Source organism: Bacillus songklensis (assembly GCF_042649685.1).
Classification (GTDB): domain Bacteria; phylum Bacillota; class Bacilli; order Bacillales; family Bacillaceae_H; genus Bacillus_BA; species Bacillus_BA songklensis.
The window spans coordinates 669,696-689,450 of record NZ_JBHRZT010000072.1 but is presented as its reverse complement, the minus strand read 5'-3'; the positions used below and the strand labels follow the sequence as shown (position 1 = coordinate 689,450).

Annotated in this window: 20 protein-coding genes; 13 read left to right on the top strand and 7 right to left on the bottom strand. The window is 38.9% G+C overall.

Features of this window, described 5'->3' with window-relative positions:
• Together ACFOU2_RS22455 and ACFOU2_RS22450 are read left to right on the top strand one after the other, a co-directional pair.
• A partial coding sequence (locus ACFOU2_RS22455; RefSeq protein ID WP_377918506.1) for a hypothetical protein occupies nucleotides 1–196 on the top strand: 196 nt, incomplete at its 5' end.
• A gap of 77 nt (nucleotides 197–273) precedes the next feature.
• On the top strand, nucleotides 274–1,611 hold the full coding sequence (locus tag ACFOU2_RS22450) for a S8 family peptidase (RefSeq protein ID WP_377918505.1): 1,338 nt from the start codon (nucleotides 274–276) through the stop codon (nucleotides 1,609–1,611).
• A 266-nt stretch (nucleotides 1,612–1,877) separates the two neighbouring features.
• On the opposite strand, the gene ACFOU2_RS22445 is transcribed toward ACFOU2_RS22450, so the two are convergent.
• Nucleotides 1,878–2,999 (bottom strand): site-specific integrase, encoded by a 1,122-nt coding sequence (locus tag ACFOU2_RS22445; RefSeq protein ID WP_377918504.1) that lies wholly within the window; start codon nucleotides 2,997–2,999, stop codon nucleotides 1,878–1,880.
• Between the two features lie 148 nt (nucleotides 3,000–3,147).
• On the bottom strand, nucleotides 3,148–3,672 hold the full coding sequence (locus tag ACFOU2_RS22440) for an ImmA/IrrE family metallo-endopeptidase (protein WP_377918503.1): 525 nt from the start codon (nucleotides 3,670–3,672) through the stop codon (nucleotides 3,148–3,150).
• Nucleotides 3,673–4,015: 343 nt separating this feature from the next.
• Here ACFOU2_RS22440 and ACFOU2_RS22435 point away from each other — a divergent pair, with 343 nt between their 5' ends.
• The 3 genes from ACFOU2_RS22435 to ACFOU2_RS22425 are packed head-to-tail and all read left to right on the top strand — an operon-like array spanning nucleotide 4,016 to nucleotide 6,317.
• Nucleotides 4,016–4,246, top strand: a complete 231-nt coding sequence (locus tag ACFOU2_RS22435; RefSeq protein ID WP_377918502.1) for a hypothetical protein — start codon at nucleotides 4,016–4,018, stop codon at nucleotides 4,244–4,246.
• A 36-nt stretch (nucleotides 4,247–4,282) separates the two neighbouring features.
• Complete coding sequence (locus ACFOU2_RS22430) at nucleotides 4,283–4,960, top strand: hypothetical protein (RefSeq protein WP_377918501.1); 678 nt, start codon at nucleotides 4,283–4,285, stop codon at nucleotides 4,958–4,960.
• 55 nt (nucleotides 4,961–5,015) lie between these two features.
• A complete protein-coding gene (locus tag ACFOU2_RS22425; protein ID WP_377918500.1) occupies nucleotides 5,016–6,317 on the top strand; it encodes a Z1 domain-containing protein in 1,302 nt (433 codons plus the stop codon).
• Between the two features lie 123 nt (nucleotides 6,318–6,440).
• On the opposite strand, the gene ACFOU2_RS22420 is transcribed toward ACFOU2_RS22425, so the two are convergent.
• A complete protein-coding gene (locus tag ACFOU2_RS22420) occupies nucleotides 6,441–7,433 on the bottom strand; it encodes a thermonuclease family protein (RefSeq protein WP_377918499.1) in 993 nt (330 codons plus the stop codon).
• A gap of 251 nt (nucleotides 7,434–7,684) precedes the next feature.
• Between ACFOU2_RS22420 and ACFOU2_RS22415 the strand changes: the two genes are divergently transcribed.
• The 5 genes from ACFOU2_RS22415 (at nucleotide 7,685) to ACFOU2_RS22395 (ending at nucleotide 12,642) form a co-directional block, all read left to right on the top strand.
• Entirely contained in the window at nucleotides 7,685–9,118 is a 1,434-nt protein-coding gene (locus ACFOU2_RS22415; RefSeq protein WP_377918498.1) for an excalibur calcium-binding domain-containing protein, read from the top strand.
• Between the two features lie 490 nt (nucleotides 9,119–9,608).
• Nucleotides 9,609–9,770, top strand: coding sequence for a hypothetical protein (locus ACFOU2_RS22410; RefSeq protein ID WP_377918497.1), 162 nt, complete (start codon nucleotides 9,609–9,611; stop codon nucleotides 9,768–9,770).
• A 133-nt stretch (nucleotides 9,771–9,903) separates the two neighbouring features.
• Complete coding sequence (locus tag ACFOU2_RS22405; protein WP_377918496.1) at nucleotides 9,904–10,947, top strand: radical SAM protein; 1,044 nt, start codon at nucleotides 9,904–9,906, stop codon at nucleotides 10,945–10,947.
• Nucleotides 10,944–11,933: a radical SAM protein gene (locus ACFOU2_RS22400; RefSeq protein WP_377918495.1), complete on the top strand. Its 990-nt coding sequence runs from the start codon at nucleotides 10,944–10,946 to the stop codon at nucleotides 11,931–11,933. The genes ACFOU2_RS22405 and ACFOU2_RS22400 overlap by 4 nt, the downstream gene beginning before the upstream one ends.
• Nucleotides 11,926–12,642 carry an iron-containing redox enzyme family protein gene (locus tag ACFOU2_RS22395; RefSeq protein WP_377918494.1) on the top strand — a complete coding sequence of 239 codons (717 nt, stop codon included), beginning with the start codon at nucleotides 11,926–11,928 and terminating at the stop codon, nucleotides 12,640–12,642. The genes ACFOU2_RS22400 and ACFOU2_RS22395 overlap by 8 nt, the downstream gene beginning before the upstream one ends.
• 175 nt (nucleotides 12,643–12,817) lie before the next feature.
• On the opposite strand, the gene ACFOU2_RS22390 is transcribed toward ACFOU2_RS22395, so the two are convergent.
• A complete protein-coding gene (locus tag ACFOU2_RS22390; protein ID WP_377918493.1) occupies nucleotides 12,818–14,146 on the bottom strand; it encodes a hemopexin repeat-containing protein in 1,329 nt (442 codons plus the stop codon).
• A gap of 1,284 nt (nucleotides 14,147–15,430) precedes the next feature.
• Between ACFOU2_RS22390 and ACFOU2_RS22385 the strand changes: the two genes are divergently transcribed.
• Complete coding sequence (locus ACFOU2_RS22385; RefSeq protein WP_377918492.1) at nucleotides 15,431–16,018, top strand: YiiX/YebB-like N1pC/P60 family cysteine hydrolase; 588 nt, start codon at nucleotides 15,431–15,433, stop codon at nucleotides 16,016–16,018.
• 81 nt (nucleotides 16,019–16,099) lie between these two features.
• Here ACFOU2_RS22385 and ACFOU2_RS22380 read toward each other — a convergent pair whose 3' ends face one another.
• The 3 genes from ACFOU2_RS22380 to ACFOU2_RS22370 form a co-directional block, all read right to left on the bottom strand.
• Complete coding sequence (locus tag ACFOU2_RS22380; protein WP_377918491.1) at nucleotides 16,100–16,366, bottom strand: hypothetical protein; 267 nt, start codon at nucleotides 16,364–16,366, stop codon at nucleotides 16,100–16,102.
• A gap of 264 nt (nucleotides 16,367–16,630) precedes the next feature.
• On the bottom strand, nucleotides 16,631–17,818 hold the full coding sequence (locus tag ACFOU2_RS22375) for a YhgE/Pip domain-containing protein (RefSeq protein WP_377918490.1): 1,188 nt from the start codon (nucleotides 17,816–17,818) through the stop codon (nucleotides 16,631–16,633).
• A gap of 103 nt (nucleotides 17,819–17,921) precedes the next feature.
• The gene (locus ACFOU2_RS22370; protein ID WP_377918489.1) at nucleotides 17,922–18,503 is read right to left on the bottom strand and encodes a TetR/AcrR family transcriptional regulator; all 582 of its coding nucleotides are present in this window, start codon (nucleotides 18,501–18,503) and stop codon (nucleotides 17,922–17,924) included.
• A gap of 102 nt (nucleotides 18,504–18,605) precedes the next feature.
• Between ACFOU2_RS22370 and ACFOU2_RS22365 the strand changes: the two genes are divergently transcribed.
• Together ACFOU2_RS22365 and eutL are read left to right on the top strand one after the other, a co-directional pair.
• Nucleotides 18,606–18,767: a hypothetical protein gene (locus tag ACFOU2_RS22365; RefSeq protein ID WP_377918488.1), complete on the top strand. Its 162-nt coding sequence runs from the start codon at nucleotides 18,606–18,608 to the stop codon at nucleotides 18,765–18,767.
• A 312-nt stretch (nucleotides 18,768–19,079) separates the two neighbouring features.
• On the top strand, nucleotides 19,080–19,736 hold the full coding sequence (eutL, locus tag ACFOU2_RS22360; RefSeq protein ID WP_377918487.1) for an ethanolamine utilization microcompartment protein EutL: 657 nt from the start codon (nucleotides 19,080–19,082) through the stop codon (nucleotides 19,734–19,736).
• Nucleotides 19,737–19,755: the final 19 nt, after the last annotated feature.

Below are 19,755 nucleotides of genomic sequence, written 5' to 3'. Positions count from 1 at the left end.
CATTCAATCAAGAGGCATCACAATCGGTGATCCAGACAACTTGAATTCGCCCTCAAGGGTTCACCTATGCGGTTGGCGCCAACCCCGCAAGGGGGGTGCCGGCCGCTTAGGTCTAGAAAATTTGGCATGGCCGTTCTTTGGTCAGGTCGAATTTTCTAAATCGATTTATATAGATTCCTCCCCATTTTATTGCTAAAGGGACAAACACCGTGACCGCTTCTCTATCAAATTCATACATTGTGATGAAAACAATAGATTGATGGGGGTGGAAAGATGTTTGGTTATTCAATGGTAAAAACGGTACGGACTCATGCTCATAAGATGGACCGGCCGCTTCGTGCAGCACTGCTCAATCTTTACAAGCCGTTTAAATGGACACCATGCTTTATGCACAAGATGTTAGAAGGATGGATTAAAACTTCAAAAAGAATAGGGGTCATCATGGAATTTGACGAAAGCGACTGTTCCTTTGAAGCAGCATGTAATGAAGTGCGGGAAATTACACATCGCCATTTCAAGTGTAAAATCAGACAAGAGTTTTCCCATGTCTCATGCATAAGTCTGGAAGTTACACCTGCGGCGTTAGAAGAAATGCTGGAGTCCATACCGTCCGTTAAGAAAGTTTATGAAAACAGGGAAGTTCGCGCTTTGCTGGATACAGCGATTCCTTCGGCCAATGCCAAAAAAATTGTAAGAAACGGAACAACGCTGACGGGACAGGGAGTGACGATCGCCGTCATTGATACGGGAATATATCCTCATCCGGATCTTCAAGGGAGAATCACAGCATTTGTCGATTTTATCAATCAACGAACAGAACCGTATGATGATAATGGGCATGGAACTCATTGCGCGGGGGATGCGGCAGGGAACGGCACCGCTTCTTCGGGACAGTATATGGGAGCGGCGCCTGAAGCGAATGTGATCGGAGTAAAAGTCTTGAACAAATTAGGTTCAGGGTCGTTGGAGACAGTCATGCAGGGAATCGATTGGTGTATCCAATACAATGAAAATCCGGAAAATGAGTCAAAAATCAATGTCATTAGTATGTCATTGGGAAGCACGCCGCAATCATATAAAAACGAAAATGATGACCCCATGGTCAAATATGTGGAATTGGCATGGAACAGCGGTATCATAGTTTGCGCAGCTGCCGGGAACGACGGGCCGGATGAAGCAACGATTGCTAGTCCAGGGATTAGTAATCAAATTATTACGGTCGGTGCATTGGATGATCGTAGCACTGTTGAGACAAGAGCAGATGATGATGTGGCTAGTTTTTCAAGCAGAGGACCTACCCCTTACGATGTGACAAAACCTGATATTTTAGCTCCCGGTGTTAATATCATTTCGTTACGTTCCCCGAACTCTTATTTGGATAAATTGCAAAAGTCGAGTCGTATTGGATCTGACTACTTTGTCCTATCCGGTACGTCCATGGCAACACCGATATGTGCAGGGATTGCAGCTCTAATTTTACAGGCAAAACCGCATGCCTCTCCGCAAGAAGTGAAACATTTATTAAAAAACGGGACTGTTTTATGGAAAGACCGAAATCCATATATATACGGTGCTGGTTATATAAACGCCGAAAACTCAATTCCTAGATAATGGAATAAAGAGAAATTACAAGGGAGTTCAAAACCCGCCTATCTTTGTGTGGGTTTCGGACTCCGCATTTTATCTCTATATAAAAGGTGAAGGGTTTGTGCAAACTTTTGAATACTTCCGGTAATTATGTGAAAATAGGTTTGAAACAGAAGCCGGATTCCTTGAGTCTCAAGGGTTTTGAGAAGAGAACTGCTAAGAAGGCGTTAAAGGTACTGAAGAGGAGTGAACGTCAAAATGTGGTGCTTGACCACATTTTGACCACATTTCTATTTAGATTGTGTCGTCTGTTCATACAATGTGTTTAATTTAGAAATAGCTGATGATTTCATTTTCTTCGTCAAATGAATATACACCTCATTAGTTATACTTACTGTGGAGTGACCTAAGCGATCAGCAATAACGTGGGCACTTTCGTTCATTTCAGCTAACATAGTAGCATGGGAATGGCGCAGACCGTGAAATTTGATTCGGCGAACTCCATGTTTTATACACGATTGTTTGAAGTGATAACTAAGCGGGGTAGGAGAAAGAACATGACCGTCTGGACGTAAAAAAATTAGTTGGTGTTCGTTTTGAATCCCAAGTTTTAAGAGTTGTTTTTTTTGCTCGATAATATGTTTTTTTAATTTCAACATGATGTCAGCTGGAACTTCAATGACTCTGTTAGAACTTTGGGTTTTTAAAATCTTTTCAAGAGCCGGTGGTGTACCGTGTATAAATTGTTGTTCGATTATTATGGTATTCCGTGTAAAATCGAGACTGCTTTCTGAGATTCCTAATACCTCTCCACGGCGTAAGCCAGTAAAAATCGTGAGTAAATAGACTAGATAATAAGGGTCATATTTTGCTTTTTCTAGAAACTCCATACATTCTTCAAATGTCCAGTATTCCATTTTTTTCTTTGTTAGAGGATGTTTAAGAATCGATGAGAAATCCTGTTTAATAATTTTCCACTCATATGCTGCTTTTAACACGACTTTTAGCTTAGATAGGTATGTCCTTATACTGATGTTTTGATAACCGCAATCTTTTAAATCTTTTATAAATTGATTAAGATGTAAGGCGTTAAGTTTATCTAATTCAATGTGACCGATTGTTCGATCTATATGTTTTTGAACGGCCAGATACTGTCTTACACTATTCGGCCGTAAATTCCCTTGGACCCTTGTAGAAACATACTCATTATAAAATTCAATCAATTTTACGGTGGTGGGCTTTATATAACCGTTTGTTTCTACATCGGCCATGGCTTGAGCCAAAGCAGCAGAAGCTTCTTTCTTCGTTTTAAATCCACCTTTTGAAATCTCTTTTCGTTTTCCAGTCTCCGGATCTGTGATGTGAAAACGGTATTGATAGGCCGTTCCTCGTTTTCGAATACTTCCTCTCATCATTGACCACCTTTCTTTCAAAATAAAATATGTATGTTTAGGATAAAGCTTTCTTCATTACTCCGTCGGTAAAAGAAGGAATGATGAAGAATAAGCAATGGTAAAAAAGAAAGCCTTAAAGGCTTCACTTGGTAAGTATGTATAAAGGCTAGTTGCCCACAAGAGATTGTTGCAGATAAAGTCTATTAATCTGTTCAGTAAATCGAAAGTGCATCACTTGATTCTCAAAATGTTCAATGCGTTTTTCAGCAAAGGAATACGTCACATTAAATGTTGTGCAGATATCCTCGATAAACTCACGCTTCAAACACGGTATAGGACGCTTGAGTAGCATAAAGGTCGGAATGCAAAAATGAAGAGCAAAATTATTTGCTTGTGATTCCTGAAGCTCGACCATTAAATCTGGCAACATCATCTGGTTGCCAGCATGACGTAAAAGATGACATAATTCATGGCCAAAATCCTCCCATTGTTGTTTGGATAAGCGGCGATCAATGATTAAACTGTATAATCCCTCACGATCCATAGCTGTACTTTCGATATCTGCAAAATGAAGCCAGATTTGTAGCTTTGCTGCAATATCAATCATATTTAATTGTTCAGGTGTAGAAATGGACAGATGGTTGTATAGTCTCTCTGTCCAGCTTTCTAATGGAGTGAATGTATAGTGCAATTTTTACCACCTCAGGTAAATTATACAAACGTATGTTCTTATTTTCAATAAGAAAGTCTTTTTATTATCTTTTTCTTTCACTTAGAAATTCCTTTTCACTGTAAAAAACATAAAAAATTTAAGCTTTCAACTTAAATTTTTTAATATAGTGGTTTAGAGGTTAAGTGAACAAGAAATTTCAATTTAAATGACGACACAATACTAAAAACTCTTATTTAGTAATTTAAAACGTAAATATTCACTACAATATTTAAATGTAGTTAATATTTACGTTTTGTAGTTGACTTTTGAATATAGATATTCTATCGTTAATTTAAGTAATATTTGGAAAAAGAGGGCTCTTATGAATAATAAAGCAGAAAACTTTAAGAGATTAGCGGAGAAAAGGGTGACCGAATGTGTAAAGAAAATCCGGTTAATTGGTAATTTAGCTAACAAAAACAATTACGAGTATACAAACGACCAGGCAAAAAAAATAATAACTACGTTAGAAAATGAAGTTAAATTACTAAGAAATCGGTTTAAAGAAGAATCAGAAAGTATTGATTACACTTTTAGATTTGATGATGAATAACAAAATTTACAATAATCCACAAGGGGGAAATACATAATGAAAGATTTAGTAATCGATGGGGAAAGTGTATTATATTTCTTATCCTCACTTAGTGACGAAATAGGTGAAGAAGCAGCTAATAATGTTTTAAAAACAGCAAGGAACATTTTGCAAAGGGCGCCGGAAATTACGTCATCAAACGAAAAAGTCCTAGGTCTTCTTTATGGATTAATTCAAAGTGGAAAAACCAATATCATCAACATGACTATTGCATTGTCGACCGATAATGGGTACAAATTGGCAATTGTTTTAACGGATAGAAACAATTCTCTTCAAACTCAAACTTTTGAAAGAGCTGATGAAGCGATTACAGGGATGCTGGTGCGAAAAATTGATGAGATAAGTGAAGAAGATCCTGACTTTATTAAAACAATTTTAGAAAGTGATGGGATCGTTCTTATATGTAAAAAAGATCCGGCTGACCTTGATAAATTAATTACTTTTTTAAGAAATTATTTATCTGTTTCTCCTTCCCCTTCCTTAATCATAGATGATGAAGCTGATGCAATAGGATTAAATACAAACCAGCGCATGGAGGGTGAAAATCCTAGTCCAATTAATCAACAACTTCTAACTTTGCGGGAATTAGCCCCATCCCACTTATTTCTTCAAGTTACAGCTACACCGCAAGCTATTATTCTTCAAAATAGGGAGGAGGGGGGGGTTTTACCCTGAATTTATTGAAGTTGTTGAAGCAGGTAGCGGTTACACTGGTATTCATACCTTTTTTATGGAAAATAGAGCAGATCATCTTCGTCCAGTTGATATTGAAGAAATAGAGAGACTTGCTGACACACAAGGGAATGACGAAGATATTACTACACTGCCAAAAGGATTACTCGAAGCATTATCTGCTTTTGTTATCGGAGCTTCTATAAGAATCTTTGATAATACAGAGAGCAGGGTAGAACAAAAGTTTTCATTTCTTTGTCACATCAGTCCTTTTCAAGATATCCATGCTAGAATTAAAAGGCTGATTAAGAAATTTTTAATAGATTTATATAAAGCTTTAAAAATGCCAGATGCATCAGAAACTCGCGAATTTATCTTAGGCTGTCTATCTCAAGCTTACAACGATTTATACGAAACACATCCTAATATCCCGGAGTTTCCAGTTATTCTTAAAGCTTTGAGTGATAACATTAATAGTCATGAAGTTATTGTTTTAAATGCTGCTCCTTCTTCCCATAGTGATATTAAGCTGAATAAGAAATTTAACTTTATTATTGGTGGAAATAAGTTAGGAAGAGGCTTAACTATACCTCGATTACTTGTAACGTACTATGGAAGATTAACAGCAAGACCACAGGTAGATACTCTCATGCAACATGCAAGGATGTGTGGTTATAGATCAAAAGATCTGAGTGTTACCAGAGTGTTTGTGCCTGAAGAGATAGCTAATATTTTTGCAGCAATTTGTGAACATGATTCAACTCAACGAGATATAATAAAAAACCATGCAATTGAAGGGACTTTATATTTAGATACAAGTCGTGTAGGACCCACAAGACCTCCAGTAATCCCGAAATCCGTTGGGGCTTACAGAGCTGGACAATCTACTTTCCCAAAACTTCCTGAATATCCTCAAGGAGAGATTGAAGAGGTTACTCAATGTATTAGCAAAGAAGTAACCCATCTCGAGAAATCAGACGAAATTTTAGAAGTGAATATTGATTTTGTAACAAATATAATTGAAAAAATCCCATTCTTAACATCAGGAGGATGGTATCCGGAAGTTATAAACAAATATTTATCATGGTATAAGGAGAATTATTCAGATGTCGCACAGTTAATATATACACTCGATACAAATATTGGCCCTTCTAGAAGCCGGGGTAATCAAGGATTAGTTATTGGCTCTGTACTTTCGCCTGGTATTCAAGAACTTGTAAGTGCTTCAGATTCAAATAAACCGTTAGTTGTTCTAATAAGGAATAAAGGTCATAAATGGGAAGGTGTAGATTTTTGGATTCCATGGTTCAGATTTCCTGAAAATGATAAGAACATTCTCTTTAATCTAAATAATCACTAATAGTAAGCTAAGCATAATAATACGCCCTTTCTAACGGAGGGCGTATTATTGAATATTTATCGGTAAAAGTCTTTATTAAAAATCTTAAACCTCCTGTTGAGTAACAACAGGAGGTTTAAGATTTTACCTCTTCGACTTTCTATATCCCGCAGCTTGAGCCTCAGCTTCACTACAGAACCACGTAATATTATCCACGGTCTTATCATAATAAGCTCCACCAGGAACATGATAAATCTTCGAATTGGTATTTCCTTTAATTTTGCCAGCACAACTTGTATTTCTCTCTACATCATCGCTCGGATCATTTTGAAACGGTCGATGTGTTCCAGTATTACTTAATGTATTTGCAGATGGTGCAGAAGCTACCGGTTGCGATTGACTTGGTTGAGAAGCAGTTGTTGTATTCGATTGTTTTGATGCAGCAGGAGCAGAGGAGGACGAGCTCTGGAAACCATTCTCCTGAACATAATTTTCAATACTCCAAATTCCAATCGCTTTTTCCTGCGCTTGACGCTGCTTTTCTCTGAACTCATCCACGTATTTTGTATCTGGTGGGAAAACGGCTACACGACCTAATCCCTTTTCAATCAGTGCTTCGTTATGCATTTTACCATCGACCCATACATAGGCCAAAATACGGCCGTAACGATCGCGTTCAGATATATCCTTTTCTAACCCAACCTGTTTCCCTAATAATGTGTTTTTCGTAAGCTCAGATGCTTCCGGACCAAATGGCTGAACAGGTTTATTGGGGTGCTTTGTTTCCGGTGTATCCACGAGCACCAAGCGAACACGCTCTGTCTTACCATTTATCTTAACATCAAGGGTGTCACCGTCTATTACATTTGTAACCATAGCAGGGATAAGAGCTACACCGTTTGGATTAGTCAGTTGGTGCTTATCCGCAGTGGAGTGTGTTTCTTGGTTGCTATTGGCTACGTTTGTTTGGGAAGTAGTCGTATTATTGGATTGGGTAGTTGCTGTTTCTGTAATTTCTTTTGAGTTTGAATCAGTATTATTCCTATTGTTAATATCGCTAGAATTACATGCTGTTAATCCTAATGACAAGAAAATGGTCATCGTGATAGAAATGAGTAGTTTACATCCTATTTTCATTACTAAAATCCTCCTAATAATTATCAGACAACCTTACTATAAAGGAGAAATACAAAAAAATAGACATTCGACAAAAAAACAAAGAATTTGACACTGGGAATATGATATAAGTAATGAGGTTAATTTACTATATTTGGGATATTTGTATCGTGAAAACGTACTCTTATTTCAGCTAACAAGTAACTAACTCTCCCATCAAGAAAAATATTCAAGTTTGTAGTGATATATTACTTATTTTTAGGAGGTCAATTATGGAAAAATGGTTTGGAAATAAACCTACAATGTCACAAAAATCAGTCAAGACTAAGTATGAAAAAGTGCTCATTCATGCTGAGCACAGCATTCTTAATACTGATGAAATAGTATTAAAGGTTATTGAAGCCGAGTTTGATAAAAAGAGTGGAAAAGAACTAGATGGTGTTCTTATTCTAACTAACTATCAATTACTGTTTATTGGGAAGCACGAACATCATGCCTTTACCTACAATAATATTAATAATATTGAGATTAAGACAGACGGAAAGGATAAGAATGAATGGAAATTAACGTTATTCCTAGGTCGTTATAGGCAACATTTTGACGACATTAAGAAGAATGATGATGCTCAGGAATTTTTTGATATTCTTGAACACAAAATTTTAAATCCAAATGAGGATATTCTAACGACTGTCACTCATGATTTTAATTTTTTTCTTCACGCAGATCGTTTAGAGGAACTTCGAGAAAAGAGGGTAAAGATTACTCCTTTTCTTATAAAACGGGATGATATGGGATTTTCGAAGAATGGTAATAGGCTGTTGAAGGAAAAGCATCCAGATGCACTGTTAATTGTAGAAGGTCATTATCGTGAAAAGGATAAGAAAGGAAACTTTATTGTTGTTGATAAGCTCGTTTACTTATATGAGTACAACAATGAGCAAAGAAAAGCAAAAAAAATTGTGGGGTGGCCTTTAACCTTCTTTAATGGTATGTCTATTGATCATTTTGCTATTAAGTCTGAGGTAGTAGGAAGTGAAGGAAAACTTATACTAAACGACTCCGGCAAAAAGTTTGCATCTATTCTATCTAATGAAGGAATATCCTTCAAAACAAAAACTAGAAAGTGGTATCAAAAAATTCTAGGATTTCGCAGTGGGAAGTGGTGGAAAAAATCAATTGCTTCTATTACATATTTGTTTATTTTTCTAATTGCAAGTATCCTAATCTTTGCTGAAGATCCCGAGAATACAGAGACTCCTGAAACAGAGGAGAAGCAAGCTGTGACGACGAGTGCAGATGTTAAGCAAGAGGAAGCTAAAGAGGATAAACAGCAAGAGGAAGAAAAGAAGCTGACTGAAGAAAAACAAAAGCAAGAAGAAGCAGCTCGTCTTGCTGAAGAACAGCGTAAAAAAGAGGAAGAAGCAGCTCGCCTTGCCGAAGAACAGCGTAAAAAAGAAGAAGCAGCTCGTCTTGCTGAAGAAAAACGAAAACAAGAAGAAGCAGCTCGCTTGGCTGAAGAGCAACGAAAACAAGAAGAAGCAGCTCGTCTTGCCGAGGAACAACGACAACAAGAAGCAGCAACTAGTGTATACTATAAAAACTGTACCGCAGTTCGCGAAGCAGGTGCTGCACCAATTCATAGAGGCGAACCGGGATACGCTAAACACTTAGACCGAGATGGAGATGGGATTGCTTGTAATCAATAAAAGAACAAGGAATCCTAACAGATTCAGTGTTATTGAATCGTGATTTGTTTTAAGGTATCCTTAAAGTCAAGTATACTAATCTGCCAGTTTTATTTTAGTGTTTCAAAAGTGAATTAATACAAAAGCCCACACGTAAAACTGTGGGCTTTTATGTGTGGTTTATTAGCCAAAGTGCGCCTTTCTATGATAATTCGGACAAAACGCCTTTCGAGGATAAGGATGAACAAATTAGAATTTTTAGGATCTTTTCGAATAACTTGCTGGAATACTCCCCAAGCTTGGATTATTGTAATCCTCATGCATTACTCTCCTGAAAATCGTATATCCATTGCTACGAGATCTTCCAAGTCAGAACTATTCACCATCATATCCACGGGTATATAAATGTTAAAGTTTGGAAATAATCTTAGTGTGCTTCGGTGACTTCATTTCTCTTTCCTAATGTGGATTTAAAGTATTTTAAACCATAGATGAAAGGAGGTGATAAAATATGGATTCTCAAAAAATGAAAATAGCAACAGAGGTATTAGCTAATTTGTCTAAAGAAGAAGTTGACGTACTCCGTAGAATTGCTAGTCGAGTTAATAATGGAGAAACAGAAGAGCTTATGAGAGCCGGAGACGCCCCAACTCACGGATACGTTATATTTTAGCCCTATCCATATATGAGGTCACCGGGCACACAACATACATAGGGTTACAAGCAGTCCAAATCATTAAGATACATTGAATTATATCTGTATAGGCAAGGAGATGAATACTGTGCATTTAAAGGATGTTCTTTCTATGCGAGCACGACCAGCAGCAGGTATCTTTATGGCACTAACTCGTCGCTGTCCGCTTGCATGTGAACACTGTTCAACAAACTCTTTGGTAAGTAGTGAAGAATTCCCGGAAGAACTTTTTTATGGTTTTGTAAAAACGTTTACCCCCGAGAACAAGCCAGATGTCATCTTGCTCACCGGTGGCGAGCCGTTGCTACGTCCTAAATTGGTTATTGACATTACTGAATGGGCACACTCTATTGGTACTACTGTATGCTTAATCTCAGGTATGTTTTTTGCAAATCAAAAGGAGATACCGCCCTTAATCACTCAAGCACTTTCTGGTGTTGATCTCTTTACAGCTAGCTTGGATTATTATCATGAGAAGCAAGTACCTCGCAAGGCGGTTTTTCGTGTTCTCCACCAACTATTGGACCAAGGGAAAGATGTAAGTCTCCAAATCGTTGGCTTGAATGAACATGATTCTTACTTAGCCGATGTGACCAAAGATGTTATAGAAAATTTCGGTAACCGAGTACCAATGTTCGTATCTCAGGTGGGGGATGTTGGACGGGCTAAAAACTGGCTAAACAAGCAACACTTGAATGCCAATATAGATATCAATCCTGAACCATGTGCTATGTCCTCCTGGCCAGTTATTAGTTTTGATGGAACTATAGTTGCCTGTTGTAATCAGGATGTTATAAATGGACCGGTCCCTTCACATCTTCGGCTTGGTCATGCAGCTGTTGATGACTGGAAAACGGTTAGAGAAAGACTTGTAAACTCTGAATTCTTACGTGCAATTCGTCTCTTTGGCCCAGAATACCTAGCCGAACAATATGGATCGGAGCGTGGAAAGTGTGATGGTTACTGTTCTACTTGTTATAAGTTATCTGAAGATCCGGTAATATCAAACAGGATTGAGCCGTTGATGAAGCGTTCTACTATGGATTTTGTAGAAGAGAAGGTATTACTTTTCCAGCAGCAACGTCACTATGGTATTCCGAATTATGCACACCTTGTTAGTGTGGGTTATAAATCTAGAAGGGAGGAGATACAGTGAAATACACTGAAGTTGAATCCATAAGGAATACCCCGGGCCGTTCACTACTCCTCTTTATCACAGATCGCTGTCCTGTAGGATGCGAGCATTGTTCTGTTGACTCCCGACCAGGTAGTCCGTCTATCCATGACTTTGAGCTATTTGAATCAATCGTTGAAGGAATCTGTTGTGAAAAAAAGTTAAGCATGGTAGGTATTTCTGGCGGTGAGCCGTTTGTTGAGCGCCAGGGTCTGACTCTAGCTGTAAACCGATTGGCTTCCGCAGGTAAAGAGATTGTTTTATATACTAGCGGAGTGTGGGCCAAGTCAATTATCCCTCGGTGGATTCGAGATGTAATTGCATTGGCAAATTGTGTTTTCTTAAGCACCGATGCATTTCACAATAAAACGGTTAATGACGACCAATTTGTACTTGCTGCAAGAACAATCGTTGAGGAGGGGGCATGGCTTATTGTTCAAGTCTTGAATTTACCTGATATGGTTGCACGAGCAGAAGAACTACTTTGTCGGGCGTTTGGCAAAGATTACTTGGAGTTTGCTGAGATTAACTTGATATCCCCTCTGCCATACGGGAGGGGAAAGGGAATATTTACTCTGGGGACCAATCAGGATGGTCATGAGTTTGGACCTTGCAGGTCTCTGACTGCTCCTGTTGTTCGTTACGATGGAACTATTTCCGCTTGTTGTAACGAGCAGGTAATCATGGGGTTGGGGCCTAATCGTCTAAGAAAACGTTGTTCCTCTGCTATCGATTTAAAAAAAGTGCTCAAAGATATCGGTCAAGACCCAATTTTAAATGTTATGAGTGGACTTGGAGTAGGAACCCTCACTTATCACCCCATGTTTTCTGATTTGGCCCGCCAACAGTTCCCTAGTATTTGCCAATTATGTTGGGCAATTCAACAGGATGCGTTACCTATTGGAGATCGCTCTGATCGATTGCTGACAGCAATATCTATGATTAGGAGGAATACAGCTAATGAGTAACATATATAGTAATAGTTTTCGTTTACGTAAAAAAATTGAAATTGTGATTGACGAATTAATGGTAGCTGGAAGGAAACTCGAGAGTCATCCGCAGTTTGCAGATCTTTATCCGGAGTACCTATTTACCCTTCATTCTATGATTCGTGCCAGTGTTCCCTTGATGGAATTAGCTCTGAAACGTGCAAGAACTATGGCGAGTGTGGATCCGGTAGCTTCTGCACTCGCCAAATATCTGTCAAAGCATATCAAGGAGGAGATGTACCATGATGATTGGTTATTAGATGATATGGAGGTGTTGGGTATAAAACGTCATGAACTGATAAGCCGACCACCTTCCCCAACAGTTGCTTCTTTGGTGGGCTCCCAATATTACTGGATTCAACATCATCATCCTATTGCACTGTTAGGATATATTGCAATATTGGAGGGATACCCTCCAGAGACCAAACAGCTTGAAGAAATCATGGCGAGAACTCAATACCCGCGGGAGGCATTTCGCACATTGTTTAAACATGCCGATCTTGATCCACATCACCGTGATGATTTAAACAATACACTTGACCAACTACCACTTCTGCCCGAGCACCATACAATTCTTGGGATAAGTGCTATCCGTACTGTTGACCTAGCTAGCCAAGCTATTTTGGAGATTATAGAAGCCTACCCAAACAATGGGAACGACAGCTCTTACACAGAAAGGGCCGGTTAAAAGATGAACTGCTCTTTTATATTGGCTAAAGCTGAGGCTTAAAAAAATCCCGATGTTCAATTGTTTTAGCATGGTTGAATATCGGGATTTTTTTATTGCATGTCTTAAGGTAGTGACAGTTTAAAAATGATTTATCCTTGATAAGGCTATTCTTCTTTTGATTTGGCTTTTGAAATTACTGATTCGTAGGACCAACTTGCATATGAACGTGATCCTGATGTCGGGCTCGTAACTGCTGAGCAGGAGGTGGATGGTCAATGTAATCGGGATGTATTACATAACCGCCTGTATCGCCAATTTCCTTTGGAGGCCACTTGTTCCCTGACCCGATACCGTTACATTCACATTCAAAGGTTGCGAAACGGAATACTGTTCGAAAAAGATCATGTGCCAGCGGATCCGTCGTCGGATTTAGGCGCATTGGATTTCCTGATATGACTGGTTTGTTCCCCCAGTCGTGGAAGACCTTGCGGGCAAAGGCCACCCCTAAGCTGGAGCCCTCAAGGCCAGAAAAATCTAGTGCCCGCCCCTGATTGTGGCAGTCGGTTGCTGGCCCAGCGCCATGACCAATGCCCATGTGCCGAATAATAGTGACGTCTGGCTCTGAGGCGTTCACCCATCGAGTCAGGCGATATAGACAGATTAGCATACGCTGATCTATATTGTCGATTACTGAAGCGGAGCTATCTGTATGATAGATAAAATTAACCCCATTAATTGTAGCAGGCTTCACCTGAACGTTCTTAGTGGGGTGGGGTGAATTGATGCCAGTCATCCAATTACCAGTATATGGCGTGGTTGAACTGAGAGAGAAATAGCCGTTTTGTATTAAGTAACCCATTACAAGATTCGCTTGTTCTTGAGTTAAATCACGGCTGGGTGTCCACATCCCTGGCGGCACAGGATCCAAGGTTAAACTATCGATTGGCCCGCTCTGATCAACGTTGTTTATGACTAGATTGAAGCGGCGGTATTCGTTGCCTTTAAAGAAATAGGCCTTTTCCCCACCTTGGTAGAGTACGGCATCAAGTTTATCCGGCCAGATGCCAGGCCAAGCTGAGCTGATAGGTTTTGGGTAATTTGGGTCAACTCGGTCCAGAGAGATGTCATAACGCATATATTCTGAGTCGCGGAAAAAATAGATCTTGCCGTTGCCCCAGTTGACCGCAGCGTCGATGTAATCAGTCCAAAGGCCTGGCCAGTTGCCAGCAATCTTACGCGGCGGGTTTGGGGGCAAATAGTAGGGGTCTACTGTACCATTGAAGATGTCAAAGCGGACATATTCGTCACGGTAAAAGAAGTAAACCTTACCAAAACCCCAATAGACCCCAGCATCAGGTGCGTTTGGGCGTAATCCTGGCCACTGATTAGGAGCGATGTCAAAGCGGGGCTGATCCTCCTTTCCGGTGCGGAAATCATATCTTCGATATTTTGTATCCTCAAAGAAGTACGCTTTGCCAACTGGGTTGGTCGGCCAAGCGATAGTGGATTTGATCGGACACATAGTTATTTCTCCTTTCAAAAAAAGATAGTACAGCTACCACGCTTGTTAAACTTAAACGTGGAACAAACTCAATTAAATCCTTCACGTATTATATTAATCGTAGTATCCTTATTTTTGGTTACGTTCACACATTTATTCATTCTGCTGATGTATTAAATTTCACCTTCAGAGAAACATGTACCCCTATTGTGGAAATTCTGAAAAATGGATTAGGAATTCCCAGGCCCAGGACATGGGACATTCTAGTCTGGTAACGTGCTCGTGAACTATAATCTCAATAAAAAAGAATGGACTCTGAGCATATGGCATTAACCAGATGGAGGTAGCACTTCTTTTGATCTCCAAGTCAGCATAAATGATTCATATAAACCGACCAGTAGAAGTCTTAGAATCTTCTTCAATGGCATTCGCATTACTTACGAACCCGATTATTATCGGATGATGGGCGGTTGTAGCTTAGCTAAGTTTCACCTGAATCAGAGGATTAAAACCATACCTCAGGAATTACCGCATTACGATCCTGCAAACCTTCACGAACTCTCCCACGAGATCTTAGTGGACCTCGTGGGAGAGATTACTAAGAAACATGGTCTCTTACTTGTTTCGAGAGAATGCTCAAGTACAGAAAAGGGGCAACTTGTGAATACACTTCTTGGACTAACTGTTCGCTATCCCGAAACTACGGGGGGAATCATTCCAGGACGTATCGATTCACGGATATAATATTTCTGTTCCCGTGATGCCTGGTAGATGAAGGAGGTAATAATTACAGCCTTTAACAATGTTGTATGGGAAGGTTCCAATCATCTTAAATATAGAAAATACAAATTAAAGTTTATAAGTAAATAGTTGTTAAGCAGACACCTGTGATGAAGCCGGGTGTCTAATTTTTTTTACTACATTCTGACCACGTAACATATAGAAGGGTATTTACTTTTGTTTATAGCTTACCTAAAAATCCCTCTAATTTAGGCTTTCTTAGGTATTATTTTATTTCGTGTTTCTTCACATTATATACTCACATAAAAGAACGTAAAAAATAGGGTCTTAAAGGCGACCGTCGTGTACCTTAGTTCTCAAAACGTTAATTATCAACGTTTCAAGGCTCTCAACCCATTATGTTTCGGGGTCTTTTTTGTTGGATGAAAGGACAATATGATCAAATATCATCAATTTTAGAGATTTTACTGAATAATATTTGACTGATTCCAAATAATAAATTTTATAACATCTTGAAAAATGTTTCACAAAAACAGTTTTATAAGTAAGGTTGTGAATTATGCAGTGGGAACAGATAAATTTAAAAACATTACAGTTGATAAATATGAAAATTTAATAAATGTTTTAAAATCGGGAGATATTTTTTTTTGCTCGGGTAATTATTTGGTGAGTGAATTAATTAAAAAGGTTTCTGGATCAATGTTTAGTCATACGGGGATTATTATAAAATGGGGAGAGCATACACTCGTTATGGAAAGTGTTGAGGACGATGGAGTCAGGATGGTTCCGCTAGAGCATTATATAAATAACTATGAGAACTCTAACAAGAGATATAACGGTTCATTGTATGTTGCTCGTCATAAGTTACTAGAAAATCTTAACAATGAAGATGAAATGATTAGAAATCTTATCAAAATTGGCTTAAGTTTATTAAACAGAAGTTACGATAAAAATGAAATCGCTAGAATTGTTGCTCGTATAGGATTAGGAATAGGAAGACATGAAGATAATGAAGAATACATATGTTCTGAGTTTGTAAATGAATGCTTTAAAAAAATAGGTATAGAGGTTCTTACTGACTCAGAGGGATATATCTTCCCTGAGCATATTGCTATTGATCAACATGTTTATCCTATTGCACAGATAGAATAAAAATAAAATAATTAATTAAGGTACATATTTCACCAAAAAGCCATGACGACTAGCCATGGCTTCATTTAATTCTTGAAGAACTTACTGTAATCTTCTATAGCATAAACAATAGTGTGCTCTCCCGTCATATTTCCAACTTCTTTCCCCTGTCCACGAATTATAATCATCATCGATATCAAGCTGTTCTACATTGATTAAATCAACATGATCTAATTTATACTTAAATCCATCTGGATCATCATTCCATCCATTTACTTTTCTTTCGTCTTCCGCTCCAGCAGCATTTAACGCATGTCCATTATATAGAAGGTTGATGCGCTCGGCTTGGTTGTTTAATTCTAAAATCAACTGTATATTATCCCGTACATTGAACTGTTTCAGGTATTTTTGTTTCCTCCTTTTCTAAGAAAAATTATGTGAGAAACTCTTCTTAGAAGAAATTTTCCCTATAGTATTTTATCTTAGTACTTTTCTTTTACTTTGGTAATTTTCAACTTAATGCACTACTTATTACAGAGTTCTTTCCATTAATTTATTGATTAGAGAGAATACGAATATTTGGTTTGCTTCACTATATAAAAAGGTGAAGAATTTGTATGAAACTTTTAAGGACTACTGCTCGGTTTGCGGTTCTAGCTGGTGATGTTTCTGTAAGGATGGAAAAGCCTGACGCACAGTGGCGGTTGCCAGTACGATCGCTAAAATGATCAGCATGGCAGTAACATTTTGTGTCATTTCGCCTCCGCCGAAGATGATGGAAAAATAACCGTTTGCCGCATAAGTAGCCGGAAGCATATCTCCCAATTGCTGATAAAAGATTGGAAGCAGCTCTCTTGGTACGATGACGCCCGAGCTGACAAGCTGTGATGCCATGATGATGACATTGAACAACATTCCGCCCAATCCAAATAACATGACAAACATTTGCGTTAATGAAATAAAGGTTAAAAATACAAGGAATTGAAAGCCCCATGAAATAAAGAGCGACTCATGCAGCTCAATATGAAAGCTCGTAAGCAAGATCAGGGTTAATACAGATAATACAAGCGAAGTCAGAATGTTGATAAGTTGACGTGAGAAGAAGATGGACCATTTGCTGTGTAGATGCTTGATTTTGGAGGAAGCCATTTCAAGCTGCATGCTCATGATCATCGCACCAACAAAAGACGCTAACACGGCCATTAACGGAATCATGTTTGGCGAAAAGCCGTTTACATCGTTCGTTTTTATGATGTCCGCCTGAACGGATTGATCTGACACGACTTGAAGGACGCTGCCGACCATACCTGTTGTCATTTGCTCCGGAATTTTCGACGTTGTTGATAATTGGGCAGGCAAAATGGTTTGCAGTTTTTCTTTGCTCATAACAAATAGCTGATGATTTACTTCATCAGTCATTTGTTTTGCGGCTGTTTCCATCATTTGTTTTGTAAGCGATGTCGTTGATTGGTTGATGTAGAAAGTCAGATTGGTGGTGTGTTTGTCAATGATGTCTTGAGTAAATGTTGAAGGGATATGAATGACCATATTCGTAACATGTTCGTTCATCTCTTTTTTCGCTGATGGCAGGGATGATGTTTCTGTGACATGAAACGGTAAGTGTTCTTTTAATGAATTAGTAATTGATACTCCAGCTTCTTTATCTTCATTGACAATGGACACTTTAAGATGATCCAGTCGATCGTTCACTCCGTCATAAGCCGTCATCCAAACACTAAAGAAGATGACTTGAAAAGCGATTGCCACAATAATTCCCATATACGTTTCCTTTACTTTAAAAAAATGTTTGAGTGTTCTCATAATGGGTTCCTCCTTTTTTGATTCGCAAGCAAGTACTTACTTGCATTTCGCGGTAAAAAAATAAGGTTGACTATTTTTAAGACCGCTCACCCCACATACAATCTCATGGAGTGAGAGCCCGGCTGAAAAGCCCAACAGAATTTCTGGCGAACCGTTCAGAATCCATATCAGTGACTAAGTTTCCTAAACGGGCTCTTGATAAAAAGGCCCCAAAATTGAGCCAGATGATATTCAAGGCTTGGGCTTCAAAATCTGTTTTAATCAATTTCCCCCGTTTGTACATTTCTTCTAAATAGGTGGTGAGAAGCTGTTTCAGCTCTTTTGGAATGGTAGCGATCATTTCTTCCATTTCTGGAAACGCATGTGCTTCCTGCATTCCGATTAGTATATAATCTTTGTTTTCGTGCATGAATTTCTGGTAATGTATGATGAAGGTGTATAAATCTTTCTCTAGATCCCAGGTGACTTCTTGCTTTAGAGAGTTTGAGAACATGGATACATAGGAGTATCGTCCAATAACTTCTTGCATAATGCCTTTTTTGCTTCCGAAATGACGAAATAACGTGCTTTCATTCACCCCCGCTTTTTTGGCGATTAATTGTGTGGTCGTTCCTTTAAACCCTTTTTCGTAAATGAGTGCAATTGTTGCCTCAATGATTTTTTCCTTTGTTGTTTCCTTTGTCATATAATCGCTCCTTCATCGTAATGCAAGCAAGTGATTGCTTGCATTTGATTCCATTATATTCCATTAAAAAGAAATGTCAACGCGTTTATGGAAAAATTTTATTTGGGTCCATGCTCAAACACAGCAGGAAGACGAAACGAAAAAGCAAAGCAGCTGGACCCTTTATTTTACTTGATTGGCCGTGATGAATTTCAACAGGCGATTTTTCCTATCCTGCAAAGTGGAGAAGAGGAGGCCATCCAAAGGCAGCAGGTTGCCCGCTAACGAAAGAAACGTTCGAGTTGTTCGTACAGCCGCAATGATTTCAAACAAGTGCTTCTAGCTAAAACAAGTATAAACTGAAAATATCTAAATTTTCTAAAATTATCTTGCAATTCTTCCTGCTGTTTCATATAATCAACTTAAAGATGATTAAATCTAGTAAATTTTCAAGTGAATATCACGAAGGCAAAGGCGCCTTAAATGCATGGCATATGCATTTAATGGCGTCTTTTTTGCTTTTTATCACTGTCCGTTGAGTTCACGAGTTGAATGAGGACAAGGAAGCAGAGGCAATCAAACTAAGGAGGTGGCGAATTGAAAGGAGCACCAATTCGTGCGGCTGCTTTGTCAACAAGAGTCATTCCAAACGTTGATCGGGAACTGGCAAAGCAATTAAATTTGACAACAACCTTTAAAAGCATTGCGTTAGTGACGAGCACGATCGATGATGTGGGATATACGGCGTTGGACGAGGCAACGAAGCAAGCAGCTGTCGAAGTGATTTATGCCAAATCGTTTTATGCAGGTTCCGCTCATGCATCTGGCCCTTTTTCTGGTGAATTTATCGGTATTTTAGGCGGGGACAGTCCGTCTGAAGTAAAGAGCGGGTTAGATGTCGTACTGCAAGAGTTTGAACAAGGTCCTTGTTTTTACTCTTTGAATGAAGAAGGAACACATGCCTATTATGCCCACACGATTTCTCGAACCGGTACATATCTTTCCGAGGTAGCTGGAATCAATCCGGGTGAGCCGCTCGCTTACTTGATTGCACCGCCGTTGGAAGCCATATATGGCCTCGATGCAGTCTTAAAGGCCGCAGATGTCCGCCTTTGCCAATTTTATGGGCCTCCTACCGAAACCAACTTCGGGGGTGCTTTATTAACGGGAAGCCAGTCGTCTTGCAAGGCGGCTGCTGAAGCTTTCGCTGAAGCGGTCAAGCAAGTGGCGCAACAACCGCACAAGGCGTTTTAAAAGGAGGTGATTGAGCAAT